This window comes from bacterium (genome assembly GCA_035380285.1).
GTDB lineage: Bacteria > Auribacterota > Erginobacteria > Erginobacterales > DAOSXE01 > DAOSXE01.
In genome coordinates, this window is sequence record DAOSXE010000042.1 from 1 (window position 1) to 14,429 (window position 14,429).

General features: G+C 66.2%; 14 protein-coding genes. 6 read left to right on the plus strand and 8 right to left on the minus strand.

The genetic code is table 11. The features are described 5' to 3' along the window. The first annotated feature begins 128 nt into the window (after nucleotides 1-128). Entirely contained in the window at nucleotides 129-1,124 is a 996-nt protein-coding gene (locus PLZ73_11665) for a hypothetical protein (GenBank protein HOO78529.1), read from the plus strand. On the opposite strand, the gene PLZ73_11670 is transcribed toward PLZ73_11665, so the two are convergent. Further along, entirely contained in the window at nucleotides 1,117-1,620 is a 504-nt protein-coding gene (locus PLZ73_11670) for a helix-hairpin-helix domain-containing protein (protein ID HOO78530.1), read from the minus strand. The two genes, PLZ73_11665 and PLZ73_11670, sit on opposite strands and share 8 nt — an antisense overlap. Nucleotides 1,621-1,630: 10 nt before the next feature. Beyond that, a complete protein-coding gene (leuS, locus tag PLZ73_11675) occupies nucleotides 1,631-4,255 on the minus strand; it encodes a leucine--tRNA ligase (protein ID HOO78531.1) in 2,625 nt (874 codons plus the stop codon). Nucleotides 4,256-4,418: 163 nt separating this feature from the next. Here leuS and PLZ73_11680 point away from each other — a divergent pair, with 163 nt between their 5' ends. The 3 genes from PLZ73_11680 to PLZ73_11690 are packed head-to-tail and all read left to right on the plus strand — an operon-like array spanning nucleotide 4,419 to nucleotide 6,656. Continuing rightward, nucleotides 4,419-5,738, plus strand: a complete 1,320-nt coding sequence (locus tag PLZ73_11680; GenBank protein HOO78532.1) for a PIG-L family deacetylase — start codon at nucleotides 4,419-4,421, stop codon at nucleotides 5,736-5,738. 2 nt (nucleotides 5,739-5,740) lie between these two features. Continuing rightward, the gene (locus PLZ73_11685) at nucleotides 5,741-6,178 is read left to right on the plus strand and encodes a hypothetical protein (protein HOO78533.1); all 438 of its coding nucleotides are present in this window, start codon (nucleotides 5,741-5,743) and stop codon (nucleotides 6,176-6,178) included. Further along, complete coding sequence (locus PLZ73_11690) at nucleotides 6,162-6,656, plus strand: hypothetical protein (GenBank protein ID HOO78534.1); 495 nt, start codon at nucleotides 6,162-6,164, stop codon at nucleotides 6,654-6,656. The genes PLZ73_11685 and PLZ73_11690 overlap by 17 nt, the downstream gene beginning before the upstream one ends. On the opposite strand, the gene PLZ73_11695 is transcribed toward PLZ73_11690, so the two are convergent. After that, a complete protein-coding gene (locus PLZ73_11695; GenBank protein ID HOO78535.1) occupies nucleotides 6,623-7,516 on the minus strand; it encodes a deoxyribonuclease IV in 894 nt (297 codons plus the stop codon). The genes PLZ73_11690 and PLZ73_11695 overlap by 34 nt on opposite strands. Before the next feature lie 205 nt (nucleotides 7,517-7,721). Here PLZ73_11695 and PLZ73_11700 point away from each other — a divergent pair, with 205 nt between their 5' ends. Both PLZ73_11700 and PLZ73_11705 read left to right on the plus strand, forming a co-directional pair. Further along, complete coding sequence (locus tag PLZ73_11700; protein HOO78536.1) at nucleotides 7,722-8,048, plus strand: STAS domain-containing protein; 327 nt, start codon at nucleotides 7,722-7,724, stop codon at nucleotides 8,046-8,048. Between the two features lie 243 nt (nucleotides 8,049-8,291). Next, nucleotides 8,292-9,698, plus strand: coding sequence for a hypothetical protein (locus PLZ73_11705; protein HOO78537.1), 1,407 nt, complete (start codon nucleotides 8,292-8,294; stop codon nucleotides 9,696-9,698). On the opposite strand, the gene PLZ73_11710 is transcribed toward PLZ73_11705, so the two are convergent. From PLZ73_11710 to PLZ73_11730, 5 genes are all read right to left on the minus strand, one after another. Further along, nucleotides 9,670-10,878 (minus strand): hypothetical protein, encoded by a 1,209-nt coding sequence (locus tag PLZ73_11710; GenBank protein HOO78538.1) that lies wholly within the window; start codon nucleotides 10,876-10,878, stop codon nucleotides 9,670-9,672. The two genes, PLZ73_11705 and PLZ73_11710, sit on opposite strands and share 29 nt — an antisense overlap. Then, the gene (locus PLZ73_11715) at nucleotides 10,875-11,888 is read right to left on the minus strand and encodes a hypothetical protein (protein HOO78539.1); all 1,014 of its coding nucleotides are present in this window, start codon (nucleotides 11,886-11,888) and stop codon (nucleotides 10,875-10,877) included. The genes PLZ73_11710 and PLZ73_11715 overlap by 4 nt, the downstream gene beginning before the upstream one ends. A gap of 11 nt (nucleotides 11,889-11,899) precedes the next feature. After that, nucleotides 11,900-12,526: a thermonuclease family protein gene (locus PLZ73_11720; GenBank protein ID HOO78540.1), complete on the minus strand. Its 627-nt coding sequence runs from the start codon at nucleotides 12,524-12,526 to the stop codon at nucleotides 11,900-11,902. A gap of 3 nt (nucleotides 12,527-12,529) precedes the next feature. Next, the gene (locus tag PLZ73_11725) at nucleotides 12,530-13,162 is read right to left on the minus strand and encodes a hypothetical protein (GenBank protein ID HOO78541.1); all 633 of its coding nucleotides are present in this window, start codon (nucleotides 13,160-13,162) and stop codon (nucleotides 12,530-12,532) included. A gap of 103 nt (nucleotides 13,163-13,265) precedes the next feature. After that, the coding region (locus PLZ73_11730) for a solute carrier family 23 protein (protein ID HOO78542.1) at nucleotides 13,266-14,429 on the minus strand (1,164 nt) is incomplete at its 5' end.

Below are 14,429 nucleotides of genomic sequence, written 5' to 3' on the forward strand. Positions count from 1 at the left end.
CCGCCGCCAGGGAGAGTAACCCGATCCGTTTCATATTCAGCCTCCTGGGTTCGGGGTTTCGTTTACTCTCATCCGTTAAACTGCTAGAATCCCGCTCGGTTTAAAAATATTCCACTCCCCGCGGAGCCATGAAACGGACAGAGCCGTTCTCGTACCCCGATATTTTCCGGGTAGTCCAGTACACCCTGGACCATAAGCGCCTGATCATCCAGGCCTTGGGGCTGGCCGTCGCCCTGGCGGCCTTGTTCGGGTTCACGACCCTGGCCGACCGTTTTCAGGCCGAAACCAATTTTCTCCCCTGGTTCGTGGATTTTCTGGGCATTCTGGTCTTCTACCTTCTCCTGCTGGTGTTCGCGGGACCCGTCACCTGGCTCATCCTCGAGGAAATACGGACCGGATCCCGGCCTTCGATCTCCACCGCGTTCGCCCGGGGGATCCGTTTCGGCTTCCACCTGGCGGCGGCGCCGGCCGGGATCATTTCCTTCATCCTCGCCGCCGGCCTGATTCTGGTGACGTTGACCGCCGTGGGCATGCTTCCCGGATGGGGACCGCTGTTCTGGGCGGCCACCTTCCTCCCCCGCTTCGGAGCGGCCCTGGCCCTGATAGTCGGGAGCCTCACCCTGGCGGCGGCCACCCTGATCCTGCCCTCCATCATCGTGGACCGCCGGGCCGGCGCCACCCGGGCCTTCGGCGTGCTGGCGGAGATGATGCGCCGCAACTTCCTCGTCTTCTGGGGATACGTATTCACCGCGCTTTTTCTCACCGCCGTCTACTTCCTCCTCTTCACCGCGGTCGTGGCCGGGTCGATTTCGCTGCTGCTGCTGGTCTCCACCGCCGTTCTCGGAGACGAACCGGGACGGGTCCTTCTCAAGATGCCGCCGTTCTTCTCCCGGCTCGTTCCCTTCCTGGGCGGGCACGTTTCCGTTCCTCCCGACCTCCCTCCGGAGAGTTGGGTCTACCCGGCGGCCGGGGCGGTCTGGGGCGGTTCGCTGCTCGTCTGCCTGATCGCGTGGCTGGCCTACCCGTTTCTCTATCTCTTCAACTCCGGGGTCATCATCTACCTCTCCTTGACGGAGCGGGAAAAGGAGGGAAGCCGGTCCCGGAGGAGACGCGATCCTATCTGACCTTGATCAGGGGAGCGATGGCCTCGTACGTCGAGGGGCCGATCCCCCTCACTTCCCGGATGTCCTCCGGGACCGCAAAGGGGCGGAAACGGCGGTAGGCGACGATCCGGGCCGCGGTTTCGGGGCCGATTCCGGGGAGACGGCAGAGTTCGCGGACCCCGGCGCGGTTGATGTCGATCAGGTCGTCGTCGTCGTAGCGGGGCGCGGTCAGAAGAACGGGGGGCGCCGGCGCGGCCCCGTGAATCGGAGGGGGAAGGGAAGCCGCCGGAAGGGGGACGGCGAGCCGGTCGGGACAGGCTTCCTCCAGCTCGGAGTAGAGGCCCATATATCCATGAGGCCGGGGCGCGACCCGGACCAGAAGAGCGGTTGCGCCCCAGGCCGTCGCCGCCGCCAGCGCCAGCAACAGCCAACGCTCCTTCGGAGTCAGCCGATCGAAACGGAGAACGGCCCATAATCGCCGGATCCGGGAGCGGGAAGCGGGGTCGGGCGCCTTCATGCCGGCGCGATCATGCCGGGCCGGCGACGATGTTGACCATCCGGTCGGGGACGACGATCACCTTGCGGACGACGGCCCCGCCCAGTGCGCCCCGGACCCGCTCGTCGGCCAACGCCGCCGAACGCGCGACGGCCTCCGAAGCTCCCGGGGGGAGCATGATCCTCCCCCGCAGCTTGCCGTTGACCTGGACCGGTATCTCGACCTCCGCCACCGCCAGGGCCGAAGCGTCGATTCCCGGCCAGGAGCCGCTGAAGATACTGCGGTCGTGCCCCAGTTCCCGCCACAGCTCTTCGCAGAAATGGGGCGTGATCGGGGCCAGCAGCACCAGCATCGATTCCACCGCTTCCCGGACCACGGCGGGATGGTGGCCCGCTTCGCCCCGGACGGCGTTGAGCAGCTCCATCACCGAGGAGATGGCGGTGTTGAACCGGAAACCGCCCTCGATGGCGTCGGTGACCTTCCCGATGCTGACGTGGGTGCGGCGGCGGAGTTCCCGATCGGCGGGGCCGAGATCGGCGGGGAGCCCCGGGGGGAGGGAACGCAGTTCGCCGGCCGCTTCCGTCACCGTATCCCAGAGGCGGTTGAGGAAACGCCAGGCGCCCTGCATCCTCTCGTCGCTCCAGGTCCGGTCCTGGTCGGGAGGGGTGTCGGACAACATGTAGAGTCGGACGCAATCGGCCCCGTACCGGTCCATCATCTCGTCGGGGTCGACGATGTTGAGCTTGGACTTGCTGATCTTTTTCATCTCTCCCCGGACGGGGCTCCCACAGACGGAGCAGACGCCCCCGACGATGCCGTCGCCTTCGCGGACTCCGTCCCGGACCTGGGATTCCGGAATCCACTTGCAGAGATCGCAGTAGTAGGCGGTTTTGCAGACCATGCCCTGGCAGAAAAGATGGCGGGCGGGCTCGGCGAATTCAAGCAGGCCGAGATCGTGAAGAACGCGGGTAAAGAACCGGAAATAGATCAGGTGCATGGTGGCGTGTTCGATCCCGCCGATATAGAGGTCGATCGGCATCCAGTAATCGACCGGACCCGGCTCGAAGGGGGCGTCGAGCGCGGCGGGGGAACAGTAGCGGAGAAAGTACCAGGAAGAATCGACGAAGGTGTCCATGGTGTCGGTTTCCCGGCGCCCGGGACCGCCGCAGGCGGGACAGGAACAGGTCACGAACGAAGGGCTGCTCTCGAGGGGGTTGCCGGGCTGCTCGAAATCGACGTCGAGAGGAAGCTCCACCGGCAGATCCTCCTCCGGGACCGGAACCTCTCCGCATCGGGGACAATAAATAATGGGGATGGGGGCGCCCCAGTAACGCTGCCGGGAAAGGAGCCAGTCGCGCAGGCGGTAATTGATCGACGGTCGGCCGAAGCCGCTCGTCTCCAGCCAGGAAACGATATCCTCCATCGCCTCGAGGTTGTTCCTACCGCTGAAAATCCCGGAGGCGGCCATGGTCCCGGCGCCGACGAAAGCCGCGGCCGGCGGGGCCGGGTCCGGGGAGCCTTCCGGGGGTTCGATCACCACCTTCACCGGAAGTCCGTAGGCGCCGGCGAATTCGAAGTCGCGCTGGTCGTGGGCGGGAACGGACATGACCGCGCCCGTCCCATAGCTCATGAGCGCGAAATTTGCGACCCAGAGGGGCACCCGCTCCCCGTTGACGGGGTTGACGACGTGGAACCCGGTCCAGACCCCCTTCTTCTCGACATCGGCCTGAACCCGAGCGCTGGTGGATTGGGCCCGGAGTTCCCGGACCGCCGCCATGACCCGTTCCTCATGCTCGGTTCCGGACACCAGCCGCTCGAGGAGGGGATGCTCGGGAGCGAGCGACATGAACGTCACTCCCCAGAGCGTGTCGGGGCGCGTGGTGAAAACCGTCAGTTTCTCGCCGGTCTCCGCGATCGTGAAATCGACCTCCGCCCCCCGCGACTTCCCGATCCAGTCCTCCTGCATCCTCAGCACCTTGTTCGGCCAGTTCCCCTCCAGGTCGCGGAGGCCGTCCAGGAGCTTCTGGGCGTACGAGCTCATCCGGAAGAACCACTGGTTGAGGTCCTTCTGGACCACCGCCGATCCGCACCGCTCGCAGGTGCCGTCGGCCATGACCTGCTCGTTGGCCAGAACCGTGGCGCACGACGAACACCAATTGACGGGGGCTATTTTCTTTTCGGCCAGACCGTGGCGGTAGAAGAGGAGGAAAAGCCACTGGGTCCAGCGGTAGTAGTCGGGACGGCTGGTGGCCAGCTCCCGAGACCAATCGTAGCCCCACCCGGCCCGGGCCATCTGCTCCTTCATATGGGCGATATTGCGCTCGGTAAACTGGTTGGGGTGAAGCGGGAGCTCTCCCCGTTCCCGGGCGGCACGGGCCTGCTTCTTGGCCGCGTTCTCCGCCGGGAGCCCGAACGAATCCCACCCCATCGGAGAGAGAACGTTGAACCCCCGAAGAATCTTGTAGCGGACGATGACGTCGCCCAGGGTATAGTTGATCACGTGCCCCATATGCAAAACCCCGGACGGATACGGGTACATCGTCAAGCAATAGAACGGGGGACGTTCGGGATCGAAATCGAGCGCCCGGAAAAGCCCTTCCCGCTCCCAGCGTTCTCTCCAGCGCGCTTCGATCGCTCGAAAATCGTAGTTTTTCATTTTTACGGCCTCGAGGTTTCCTGCGGATACGCGCTACGGTATCACAGCGGCCCCGACATCTCAAATCCTCTCCCGGCCCGGCGATTGTGGGCGGGTCGCGGGTTGTGGTAAAATCGCCGGCATCCCCGGATAAGAAGAACGGGCGGAAAAACACCGGAAGGGAATGAAATCAGCGGCTGCAGAGTCCTCCGAGAGCACGGGCGAGCCCCGCGGGAAGAGGGAGCGTTTCCCCGAATTCACCGCCGCCGACCGGCTCATGGTCCTGGCCCCCCACCCCGACGACGAGGTCCTGGCCTGCGGCGGCCTCCTCCACCGCGCGGCGCAAGCCGGCGTTCCCCTCCGGGTAGTCTTCTTCACCTGCGGAGACAACAACGAGCTGGCCTTCGAAGCCTACCGCGGCCTGCCCGTCTTCCGCTCCACCCGTTTTCGCCAGATGGGGCTGCTCCGGCGGGAAGAAGCCATGGACGCCGCGGGCGCCCTGGGTCTGAAACCCGAAAACCTGGTCTTTCTGGGCTACCCCGACTTCCGTACCCTGAGGATCTGGGAAGAGCACTGGGGCAACGCCCCCCCCTGCTGGAGCATGTTCACCTCGGTCCAGAAGGTCCCCTACGATTACGCGCGCACGCCCGGAGCGCCCCACAAAGGCGAGGCGGTGCTGCAGGACATCGAGGGAGAGATCCTGGACTTCGACCCGACTCGGATTCTGGTCTCCCACCCCTCCGATTTCAACGTCGACCACCGGGCCCTGTACCTCTTCACCCTCGTCAGCCTCTGGAACCTGGGAGAGAAGACTGCCCCCCCGCTCCATTCCTACCTGGTCCACTTCCCCGGCTGGCCCTGGCCCCCGGGAAAGTTTCCCGAGGCCCCGCTCGATCCGCCGGCGGCCCTGGAGCGGGAATCGATCTGGACGGAATATCGCCTCTCGAAAACGGACCTGGCCCGGAAGGAAGCGGCCATCCGCTTCCACGCTTCCCAATTCGCCTACTCGTCCCGGTTCCTCCTTTCCTTCATGCGCGCCGACGAACCGTTCGCGGACGTTCAGCCCCGGCACCTGGTTCTCCCGGAAGACGGAACCGGGACCGGAACCCTCGTAACCCGGACAGAAACCGGGTTCACCGGGGTCCAGGAACACTACGCCCGCCGGGACCGGGAACGGATCTACGCGGGAATCGGACTGAAGGTTCCGCTGGGGCGCCAGTTCGGGGTCAGCGCGCAGTTCTACGGCTGGAAAAAAGACACTCCCTTCCGGGAAATGCCCAAGATCAAAATCGAAACCGGACCGCTCCGGCGGCGGGTCCGGGACCAGTACACGGCCGTCGAGACCGGAGGAACGGTGATCGTCAAGAGCCCGCGGTCCCTGGAGATCGGCGTCCCCCTCCGGCTCCTGGGAAACCCCGAGCGGATATTGGCCTCGGTCAGAACCACGTTCTGCGGCTGGGAGCAGAGCCGCAGCGGGTGGCGGATTCTACGGTTGGACGCCTGAAAATGCGGGCGCGGACCACTATCGGGGAAAGCGACATCGCCGGCCTGCTGGCCGGTCTGCTCCGGAAAGCCTCCCCGCCGATCCGGATCGAGACCGTGAACATCGACGCGGGAGCGCTCACCCTCCGGGGAAAAGCGAAGGTTCCCGTGCCTATCCCCTTCACCGCGGTGATAACCCCCGAAATCGCCGACGGCGGCCTCGAGTTCGATATCGAACTGGCCGGCGTACCGGGCATCGTCCGCCGGCTTCTGCTCGACCGGCTCGAGGACAAGATCTCGAAACTGCCCGGCCTGCGCCGGATCGGGGACCGTATCCGTTGGGAAGCGGGCGGATCCTTCGGCGCCGAAGTGAAGGTCGAAGAACTGACCTGCATACGGGGGGAGATGGAAATAACGATAACCGGAACGTTCAAAGGAGCCGCGAATGACGTCATGGAGTGAATTGATCGCGTACCGGGGTTTCTACCCCGGATTGGCGGCGGGCCTCTCGGTCGCCCTGCTGTTATGGCTGTTGAAGGTGATCGGGGCGGCGCGGGCGGCACGGCGCATCCATGTTCTGGAACGCCGGCTGGCGGAGGAACTGGAGATCGCGGGCCGTTCCAACCGGGTTCTCAAGCAGCGTATTCTGGAACTCAAGAAAGAACGCGACGCTCTCCGGGAGAACCTGACGGTGTGGCAGCGGAAACCGCGTCGGGAAGAGATCAAGCGCCTGCTTGTCTACGAGGAAGCCCTGGCCGCGCTCAAGGCCCGCATCCCCGGCTTCATCGAGGTCTGGGAAAAAACGGCGGCGGAAGCGGAAGAAGAAGTGCGCCTGAGCAACCGGGGGTTGAAGACCCTGGTCATGCGGGCGTTCGGGCGCGGCCGGCGCCGGGAGAAGCCGGCGGCTTACCTCGAACCCGGAGACGACCGGCGCTCCTGAGGACCCGATCCCGGGCGGCGGCGGAACCCCTTGACCGCCGCCACGTTGCGGGCGTTGTCCCCGGGCTCTTTCTGCGGGGTTTCGAGGATGAAGGTTTTGCCGGCCAGGCGGCGGTGGCGGTAGATCCGGCGCATCCCCTCCAATCCGATCCGGCCCTCGCCGATATGCGCATGCCGGTCCCGGCCGGAACCGAGACCGAAGAGGCTGTCGTTGAAATGGACCACCGGCATCTTTTCCAGGCCGATCAGGCGGTCCACCTCGGCCAGGACCTTGCCCGGGCCGTCGCCCCCGGCCAGGTCGTAGCCGGCGACAAAGGCGTGACAGGTATCCAGGCAGAGATAGAGCCGATCGGCGCGGCCCGACGCCTCCATGATCCGGGCGATGTTCTCGAAACAATGTCCGAGAGCACTGCCGACGCTGGCGGTATTTTCGAGCATGACCCCGGCCCCCCCGGGAGGCCGTTCGGCAAGCAGCTCGCGCAGGGAGTCCGCCATCCGGGCGATGCCTTCCTCGCGCCCGGACCCGCGGTGAAAACCGACGTGAACGACGTACCAGTCCGCCCCCAGGGCATCGGCGCGGGCCAGATCGCGGGAAAACGCCCGAAGCGAACGCCGGTAGGTTTCCCGGTCGGGCGCGGAAAGGTTAATCAGGTAAGGAGAATGCACCACCACGGGAAAAAGGCGGGCGGCACGGCAGAGGCGGCGGAAGTCGTCGGCACGCTCGGCGGGTATGGAGGAAACCTTCCAGCCCCGGGGGTTGCGGGAAAAAATCTGGAGAGCCTCGCATCCCGCTTCACGGGCGCGGGCCACGGCCGCGTCCACCCCGCCGGAGATGGAGACATGGGCACCGATTCTTCTCATCCTTCCCCCCGGGGTTCGCGGTTCGACTCTCGCCGCAAGGCCCCGGCAGCCCCGGCGCCGGGGCTGCCGGCCGTCAAGAGTATAGCAGGAAGGAACCCCAAGTCCCATCGCGCTCCGGAAGACCGCGTTGCCGAAGCTTGCCAACCGGCCGCGTTCCGATTATAGTAGTACCCGTTTCCGCAGTTTCGATACCGGGAGGTTGATCGTGGAAATACGGCATAGCGGCGAAGTCGCAATCGTCACCATGGTGGAACGGTTCGATGCTTATTCGGCCAAAGACGTCCAGACCGCGCTGGAAAAAGTCATCGACGACGGTTCGGTCAAGCTCGTCTGCGATTTTTCCCAGACCGACTACATCTCCAGCGCCGGACTCAGGGTGCTTTTGGCCACGGCCAAGCGCTTGAAGCGGGAAGGCGGGGCCATCGCCCTCTGCTGCATGAAACCCTATGTCCGCGAAGTCTTCGAAACCGCCGGGTTTACGCAGCTTTTCCAAATCTTTAATTCCGAAGAAGAAGCCGCGGATTCGCTCTGATCCGGTTTCAAAAGGCGGGGGCGCCCCATTAAAGCCCTCTCGATATACTTTGCCGTTTTTTTCTCCCTGGCGTTCGTCTACCTGGCCCTGGTCTCCGATCCCCTGGGTTCTCCGGCCGGCCACATCGACGCCTTCGACGATACCAGCTATTTTTCCCAGGCGGTTTCCCTGGCCAACGACGGGGACCTCGATCTCTCCAACCAACCCTTCCGCGCCCTGCGGTCTTCGGCCACGGGGCGGATCGTGGCCCCTCACGCCATCGGCACCAGCCTCTTCATCCTTCCCTTCTACTTCCTGGCCGCTCCCCTGGTCCAGGTTCTGGACGTTCTCAAGCACGCGGTCTTCGACACCCTGCACCCCCTCTTCTTCTCCTTCGCCAGCGCGGGGATGGTCTGCTATTACTTCCTGGCGGGGGCGGTACTGCTCCTGGCCCTGAGCCGGCGCTTCGGGAACTGGCCGACGGTGACGGGGGTCAGCCTGATCATGTGGGGGACTTTTCTGCCGGCGTACGCCTTCGCCCGCCCGTTGCTTTCCCACGTTCCCGACTTTCTCGCCTCCTCGCTTTTGATCTGGAGACTGCTCCTCCTGGGCGAATCCAGGTCCGTGCGCCGACGCGACGTCCTGCTGCTGGGAGTGCTCTCCGCCGCGACCCTGGTGGTCCGCTGGCAGAACCTCAACCTTTTCCTGCTGGGCGCGGCGGGAACCCTGGCGCCGATCTGGTCGGGAAAGCCCCTGGAAACCGCGCGGCCCCGGACGACCGCGGCCGCCGTATTCGCCCTGAGTGCGGCCGGAACGTTCCTGCTCACCCAGGGGGCGGCGTGGTGGGTCTACCTGGGAAGGCTCTTTCCCCCGCCGTGGAGCTGGATAACCCCTTCCGTCATCGACCGGGAAGGGCTGCGGGTCTGGCTGCCGGGAGGGGTCGTGACCGATCTGAACAACCTCCGCCAGGTCTTTTTCGGCCTGGATTGGGGACTGGCCTGGACCGCGCTGCCCGCCCTGGCCGGCTGGGCCGGGCTCCTCCTGCTGCCGATGCGCCCGCTCGGCAACCGTGCGGGGAACGGGCTCAACCGCCTTTTCCTCTTCCTGATCGTCGCCCTGCCTTTCGTCATCGTCCTGCGCTGGAGGGAGCAGGGTTCGGCGTTCGGGTACCGCTACTTCAGCGGGACCCTTCCCCTGGCGGCCGTGGGCCTGACTGCGGTCCTCAAAAAAGCGGGAGCGCGCCGGATCGGCCGGGCGGCGGTCAACGCCGCGGCGGCCGTTCTGATCGCGGGCACGCTTCTCTCCCTGCTCCCCTACCGGCGGTTCCCTTCCACCGAGATGAAAAGAACCGAGACTCCCCTGGGCGGTTACTGCTGGACCAACAACTCCTACCTGCGCTCGGCGGCCGCATGCTACGCTGCGGCCGCGCCGGGCGTGCGGCGACGGCTCCTGCTCAGCGGCTACCTGGGGTGGTTCACCCGGGGGAGACCGATGATCGTCCGCCTGGAAAAAAATCCCTCCTCGATGCTCCCCCTTTCCCCGCGCCTTCTCGACGACCCCGGGAAAGCTTTTGCCGTCGGAGCCTACCCGGCCCTGGCCCTGGCCTTCGCCGCCGCCGCCTTCGCGGGGATGAGGCGGACCTTCAGAAAAAGAGACTCCGAAACGCGTTGAAGGGTTCCGGGTCGGAAACGGGCACCACGACCAGATGGTTGCCCAGGGGACGCTTGAGGTAATCGGTCCCGTCTCCGGGAACCCGAACGCGGATCTGGGTCCGGCAGAGTTCGGGCCGGGCCAGGTTCTCGACGATCTCGCCCGGGCAGAGGAAGATCCGGGAAAGATCGTCTCCCCCGATCTTGAAGAGAAGACAGCGCCCCGGGGGAAGCACGCCCCGGACGGCCGCGCCGATCCCGGATTCGAAATGGGGGAGGATCGAATATTCCCGCGCCAGCCGCAGCGGGACCGTGCAGTGAGCCAGGATCATCTCGCCCCGTTCCGGGTCGATGGAAGCGGGGTTGGCCATGAACCCGGGAGTCCCGGCCAGGAAATAAGCGGCCGTCATGGTGAAGAGCGCCGGGACGTCGCCCTCGCAGGCGGCGGGGACGCCTTCGTCGTTCAACCGGGAAAGGGCCAGGCAGCCCGTGTTTCCCCAAACATCGAGAAGGTCGAAGCAGCGCAGGGTGATCCCGTCCAACCGGTGCGCGGCGATCTGTTCCTTGAGGACCGCGGTCAGGGCTTCGGCCTGGTCGACGAGTTCCGGCTCCACCCCCGTGACCTCCCGGGCGCCGGCCAGGAACCGTTTCCCCGCGTCTTTTCCCTCCCCGGGAGCGGGGAGGCGGATGTCTCTGATCGGGATCTCGACGATCCGACAACCCCACCTCGCTTCCACCAGGGCGCCGTCGACCCGGCTTTCGATCAGCCAGTCCGAGGGCTTGCCGATCAGACCCAGCCGCGACTCCGCGATCCGGGAACCGGCCGCCAGGGCCGCCGCGTAGGTGGCGAGGGGACGGGCGATGCGTTCCGGGGGACCGTGAAGAATGATTCCCTGCCTTCCCCGGGCCCTGAGCCAGGAGAGGATCTCCAGAGAGGCGGGGAGGGAATTCTCGGCGGGATGGGATACCAGCAGGATCGGAGAACGCAGGCGCCCCGCCAGTTCCCGGAAACCGGCTTCCGTCCCCCCGGTCCCGACAAACACCACCGAGGGCAGTTCCCCGGCGCCGGGGTCGATTTCTCGGAGCTCCACCCCGGCCAGTTCCGAGAGACCGGCCAGGAACTTCTCGAATCCGGCCCGGAACCGGGCCCGGTCGTGGAGGGGCGAGATCAGGAGGAGGAAAGAAAGCGCCGGGCGCTTCACGCCTTCTCCCCCCCCGGCGCCTTCCCCGAGAGGGCGGCATCGACGAACTGCTCCGCCAGCCCCCGCAGGTCGGAACGGTTCGGGTCCAATCCGCGCAGGCGCATCAGTTCCCGGCAGTTGGCCAGCGCCCGGCGGCGCAGGTCGCCGCCGTCCCCGGCGCTCCCCGACGGCGGCGGGAAAGGCTCGTTCCTGGCCGCCGCCACCGCGGTTTCGGCCAAACGGCGCAGAACCTCGTAAACGAAATCCCTGCCCTTGATCCCGTCCAGAAGCCGGGTCCAAACCAGGTCGAACCACCGGCGGTAGATCGGGCCGAGCCCGGGAACCACCGTCAGCAGGAGATGAAGGCCCAACAGCGCCAGCGCCGCGGCCAGGTAGGTGGAAAGAGCGATGAAATGCCGTTCGAGGTCGGAGCGGAACTCCCGCCAGAAGCCGCGGAAGTTGTCGGCCACCCCGGCAAAGCGCGGTTCGTCCAGGGCCCGGGCCAGGGAAGCGATCCGGGCGGCTTCCTCGGCGGAGCCGAGGAAGAAGAGGTTCCCCCGGCTCTCCCCCGGAAAGATCACGAGGCGGGGGCCGTCCGCCGGGAGCCCCGCGCGCTCCCACAGGAGCAGGAGCATCTCCTTCATCGCCGCCGGGCCCACGTGCTCCAGCGGGACCGGGACCAGGCGGGAGGAGACGGCCGCCGGAGGCAGAAGACCGTCCAGCCCGCGGGCCAGGCGCACGGCCAGGTCGACCTGCTCTTCCCTCCCCCGGACAAGGAGCGCGCCCGAGCCGGGCGCGGGCCCGGTAACGGGAAGGATGTCCATGCCGGCGAAAAGCCCCCAACGCGCGCCCACGCCCGCCAGCGTCTCCTTGACGGCTTCCGGGGAAGAAGCTTTCAGAACGACGATCTCCACTTCCCGGTCCGGAAGCGCAGAGGGGGGAACGGCTTCGACGGCGGAGGCGGGAGCGGCCCTCAGGCCCGCGGCCAAAACCGGCACCGCCAGACGGCGGATCAACTTCGAATACGCCACGGTTCTTCTCCTCAGCGCTCTCTCAGGCTCCAGATCCCGAGACGGCTCTCCCGAGCCTCCTCCTGAGCCTTGAGAAACCATTTTTTGAACTCGAAGGCCTTGTCGAGGATGTAGGCCCGGGCCAGTCCGCGGCGCAGCAGCTCGGCGTTGACGCAGACCCCGTCCACCACCAGGGAGGCCAGGGTCCGGCCGTAGTGGTCGGTCCGCTCCGGCCCGTAGATCAAACCCACCTTCCGGCCCAGGACCATTTCCCGGGTAAGGGCGGTGGCTTCGTCCGCGAAGGGATCGCCCACGGGATCGCCCAGGTAGGGCTTGGCCGTCTCCGGGGTGTCGATCCCCAGAAAGCGGACGTGGCGGCCGTCGCCCAGCTTCACGGTGTCGCCGTCGTACACCTCCACCACTTCCGCGTATTCGTCGGGCCGGTACTCCGGCTTGACCGCGTCCATGAACCCTTCGGCCCGGGGATGGGTTCTCCCTTCCAGCCCCTCGATCCCCTGGAAGACGATGAACCCCAGCAGCGCCCCCGCCGCGACCGCGGCCGATACGGCCAGCCAGCGGCGGCGGCGGGGAGAGGCCGGGGGAGCGTGGCGGGTCCGGATCTCTTCCTCCTCCAGATTGACTCCCAAAAGCGGGCTCATCGACTATTCCCCGGCGACTTCGGCTTCCAGTTCCCTGATCGCTTCCCGCAACCGGTCGAGCAGGCGGGGGGAAGCGTAGCCCCCGTTTTCGAGGTTTTCCCGGACCCGGCGCAAGGAGACCAGGGAACCCTTCAGCACCCGGGAGCGGCGGGCGTCCCAGGCGTCCGCGGCCGACGGGGCCTCTTCCCGGACCGAGGCCAGCAGGTCCCGGTAGAGCTTCCCGGCTTCCCGGGCCTGTACCCCCTCGTCGAGAACCGCGGAACGGATCCCCGAATAATCCTCGGCCGCGATGCCGCGGTTGCTCCGGGCCCGGCGCAGGACGTTGACGCTTTCCACGTCCGGGACCGTCTCCGGGCCGTCCTCGGGCCGCTGGACCCGGGAAAGAAATTCCGGTTCTTCGGTCCGGAGGAAGCGGTAGGAACGCAAGAGCTTGTCGGCCGTAGCCTTGCGGATTTTAAGTTCGCGGGCGCAGTAGTCGGAGAACGTGTCGTAGCCCCAACCCCGGAAACTCCCTTCCGCCTGGACCTCGGCCAGGCAGCGGCCCAGATCGATCCAGTTCCCCTTGAACCGTTTGACCGTGGTCAGAACCCGGCGGCGAAGGTCGCCGGGGTTTTCCATCGCTTCCGCTTCGTTCATCCGCCGCTTTCCTCAAACCCTTTCAGGGTTATTGTAGCCGATATCGCCGGCTTGGCAAGTCCCCGCCTCTCCGGAAAGAACTCCCGGGGAAACGAGCGGGCGCTCAGGCCTTTTCCCCCGGCAGGCGGCGGGGAAGAATCAGGTTGAGCGCGACGCCGAGCACGGCGGCGAGACCGATGCCGCTCAGCTGCACCTGGCCCAGGTTGAAGGCGACGTTGCCGATGCCCACCACCAGCATGATCGCGGCGATGACGATGTTTCGGGGTTGGGCGAAATCGACCCGCTCCCGAACGTAGGTGGAGAGGCCGATCACCGCGATCCCCCCGAAAATCACGACCATGATTCCCCCCAGAACGCAGCCGGGGATGGTGCGCAACAGCCCCGCGACCTTCTGGACGAAGGAGATGAGGACGGCGAAAATTCCGGCCAGAAGCATGATCCGCGGATTGGATATCCTGAGGATGTTGAGGGCCGAGACCCCTTCGGAGTACGACGTGTTGGGAACCGAGCCGATGAGCCCCCCGAAAAGAGTGCCGATCCCGTCTCCGAGCATCGTCCGGTCGACCCCCGGCGACGCGAAGAAGTCTTTCCCCACCGCTCCGCTCACGGCCATGATGTCCCCGAAGTGCTCGACCACCGGGGCGACCACGAAGGGGAGAACGTAAACGGCGGCGCGCCAATCCACCCGGGGCATGGTGAAGTCGGGAAACCCCAGCCAGGGGGCGGCGCGCAAGGGCTCGAAATCGATCCGGCCGAAGATCAGAACGAGCAGATAACCGAACGCGACGCCGACGATCACCGGAAGGAGCCGGAGGATCCCCCGGAAACAGGTCATGACCGCGACCGCGACCGCCAACGTGGCGACGGCGAAAATCCAGGCGTAGCGCTGGGTGGCGAAGACCTTACCCGGGTCGTCCAAAATGAGGGCGGCGCAACGGGAAACGGCGGCTTCCGAAGAGAGCGCATCCACGGTTTCCGGGGCGATGTAGCCGGCCGCCACCGCCTGGCACTTGACCGACTCGGCCCCCGCCGGATCGAGCCGGCCGCATTCGCGGTAGGCGACGGCGAACCCGTATCCCTTGAGAGCGGCGGAGTCTCCGCGGGCCATGTTGATCCCGACCGGAACCAGGTTGAGCCCGATGACGGCGATGATGGAACCGACCACCACGGGGGGGAAGAGGGTCTTCTTGACCAGGTCGCTCCCCCAGATCCTGATTACCCGGGAAAAAACGATCTTGCCGATCCCGGCGCAGGCCAGGCCGAAGAA

What these genes read in the sequence shown, in the direction of transcription:
- PLZ73_11695 (HOO78535.1), bottom strand. Translation starts at nt 7,516, where the DNA reads ATGAGAAGAATCGGTGCCCATGTCTCCATCTCCGGCGGGGTGGACGCG.
- PLZ73_11665 (HOO78529.1), top strand. Translation starts at nt 129, where the DNA reads ATGAAACGGACAGAGCCGTTCTCGTACCCCGATATTTTCCGGGTAGTC.
- PLZ73_11720 (HOO78540.1), bottom strand. Translation starts at nt 12,526, where the DNA reads ATGAGCCCGCTTTTGGGAGTCAATCTGGAGGAGGAAGAGATCCGGACC.
- PLZ73_11685 (HOO78533.1), top strand. Translation starts at nt 5,741, where the DNA reads ATGCGGGCGCGGACCACTATCGGGGAAAGCGACATCGCCGGCCTGCTG.
- PLZ73_11680 (HOO78532.1), top strand. Translation starts at nt 4,419, where the DNA reads ATGAAATCAGCGGCTGCAGAGTCCTCCGAGAGCACGGGCGAGCCCCGC.
- PLZ73_11725 (HOO78541.1), bottom strand. Translation starts at nt 13,162, where the DNA reads ATGAACGAAGCGGAAGCGATGGAAAACCCCGGCGACCTTCGCCGCCGG.
- PLZ73_11690 (HOO78534.1), top strand. Translation starts at nt 6,162, where the DNA reads ATGACGTCATGGAGTGAATTGATCGCGTACCGGGGTTTCTACCCCGGA.
- PLZ73_11670 (HOO78530.1), bottom strand. Translation starts at nt 1,620, where the DNA reads ATGAAGGCGCCCGACCCCGCTTCCCGCTCCCGGATCCGGCGATTATGG.
- leuS (HOO78531.1), bottom strand. Translation starts at nt 4,255, where the DNA reads ATGAAAAACTACGATTTTCGAGCGATCGAAGCGCGCTGGAGAGAACGC.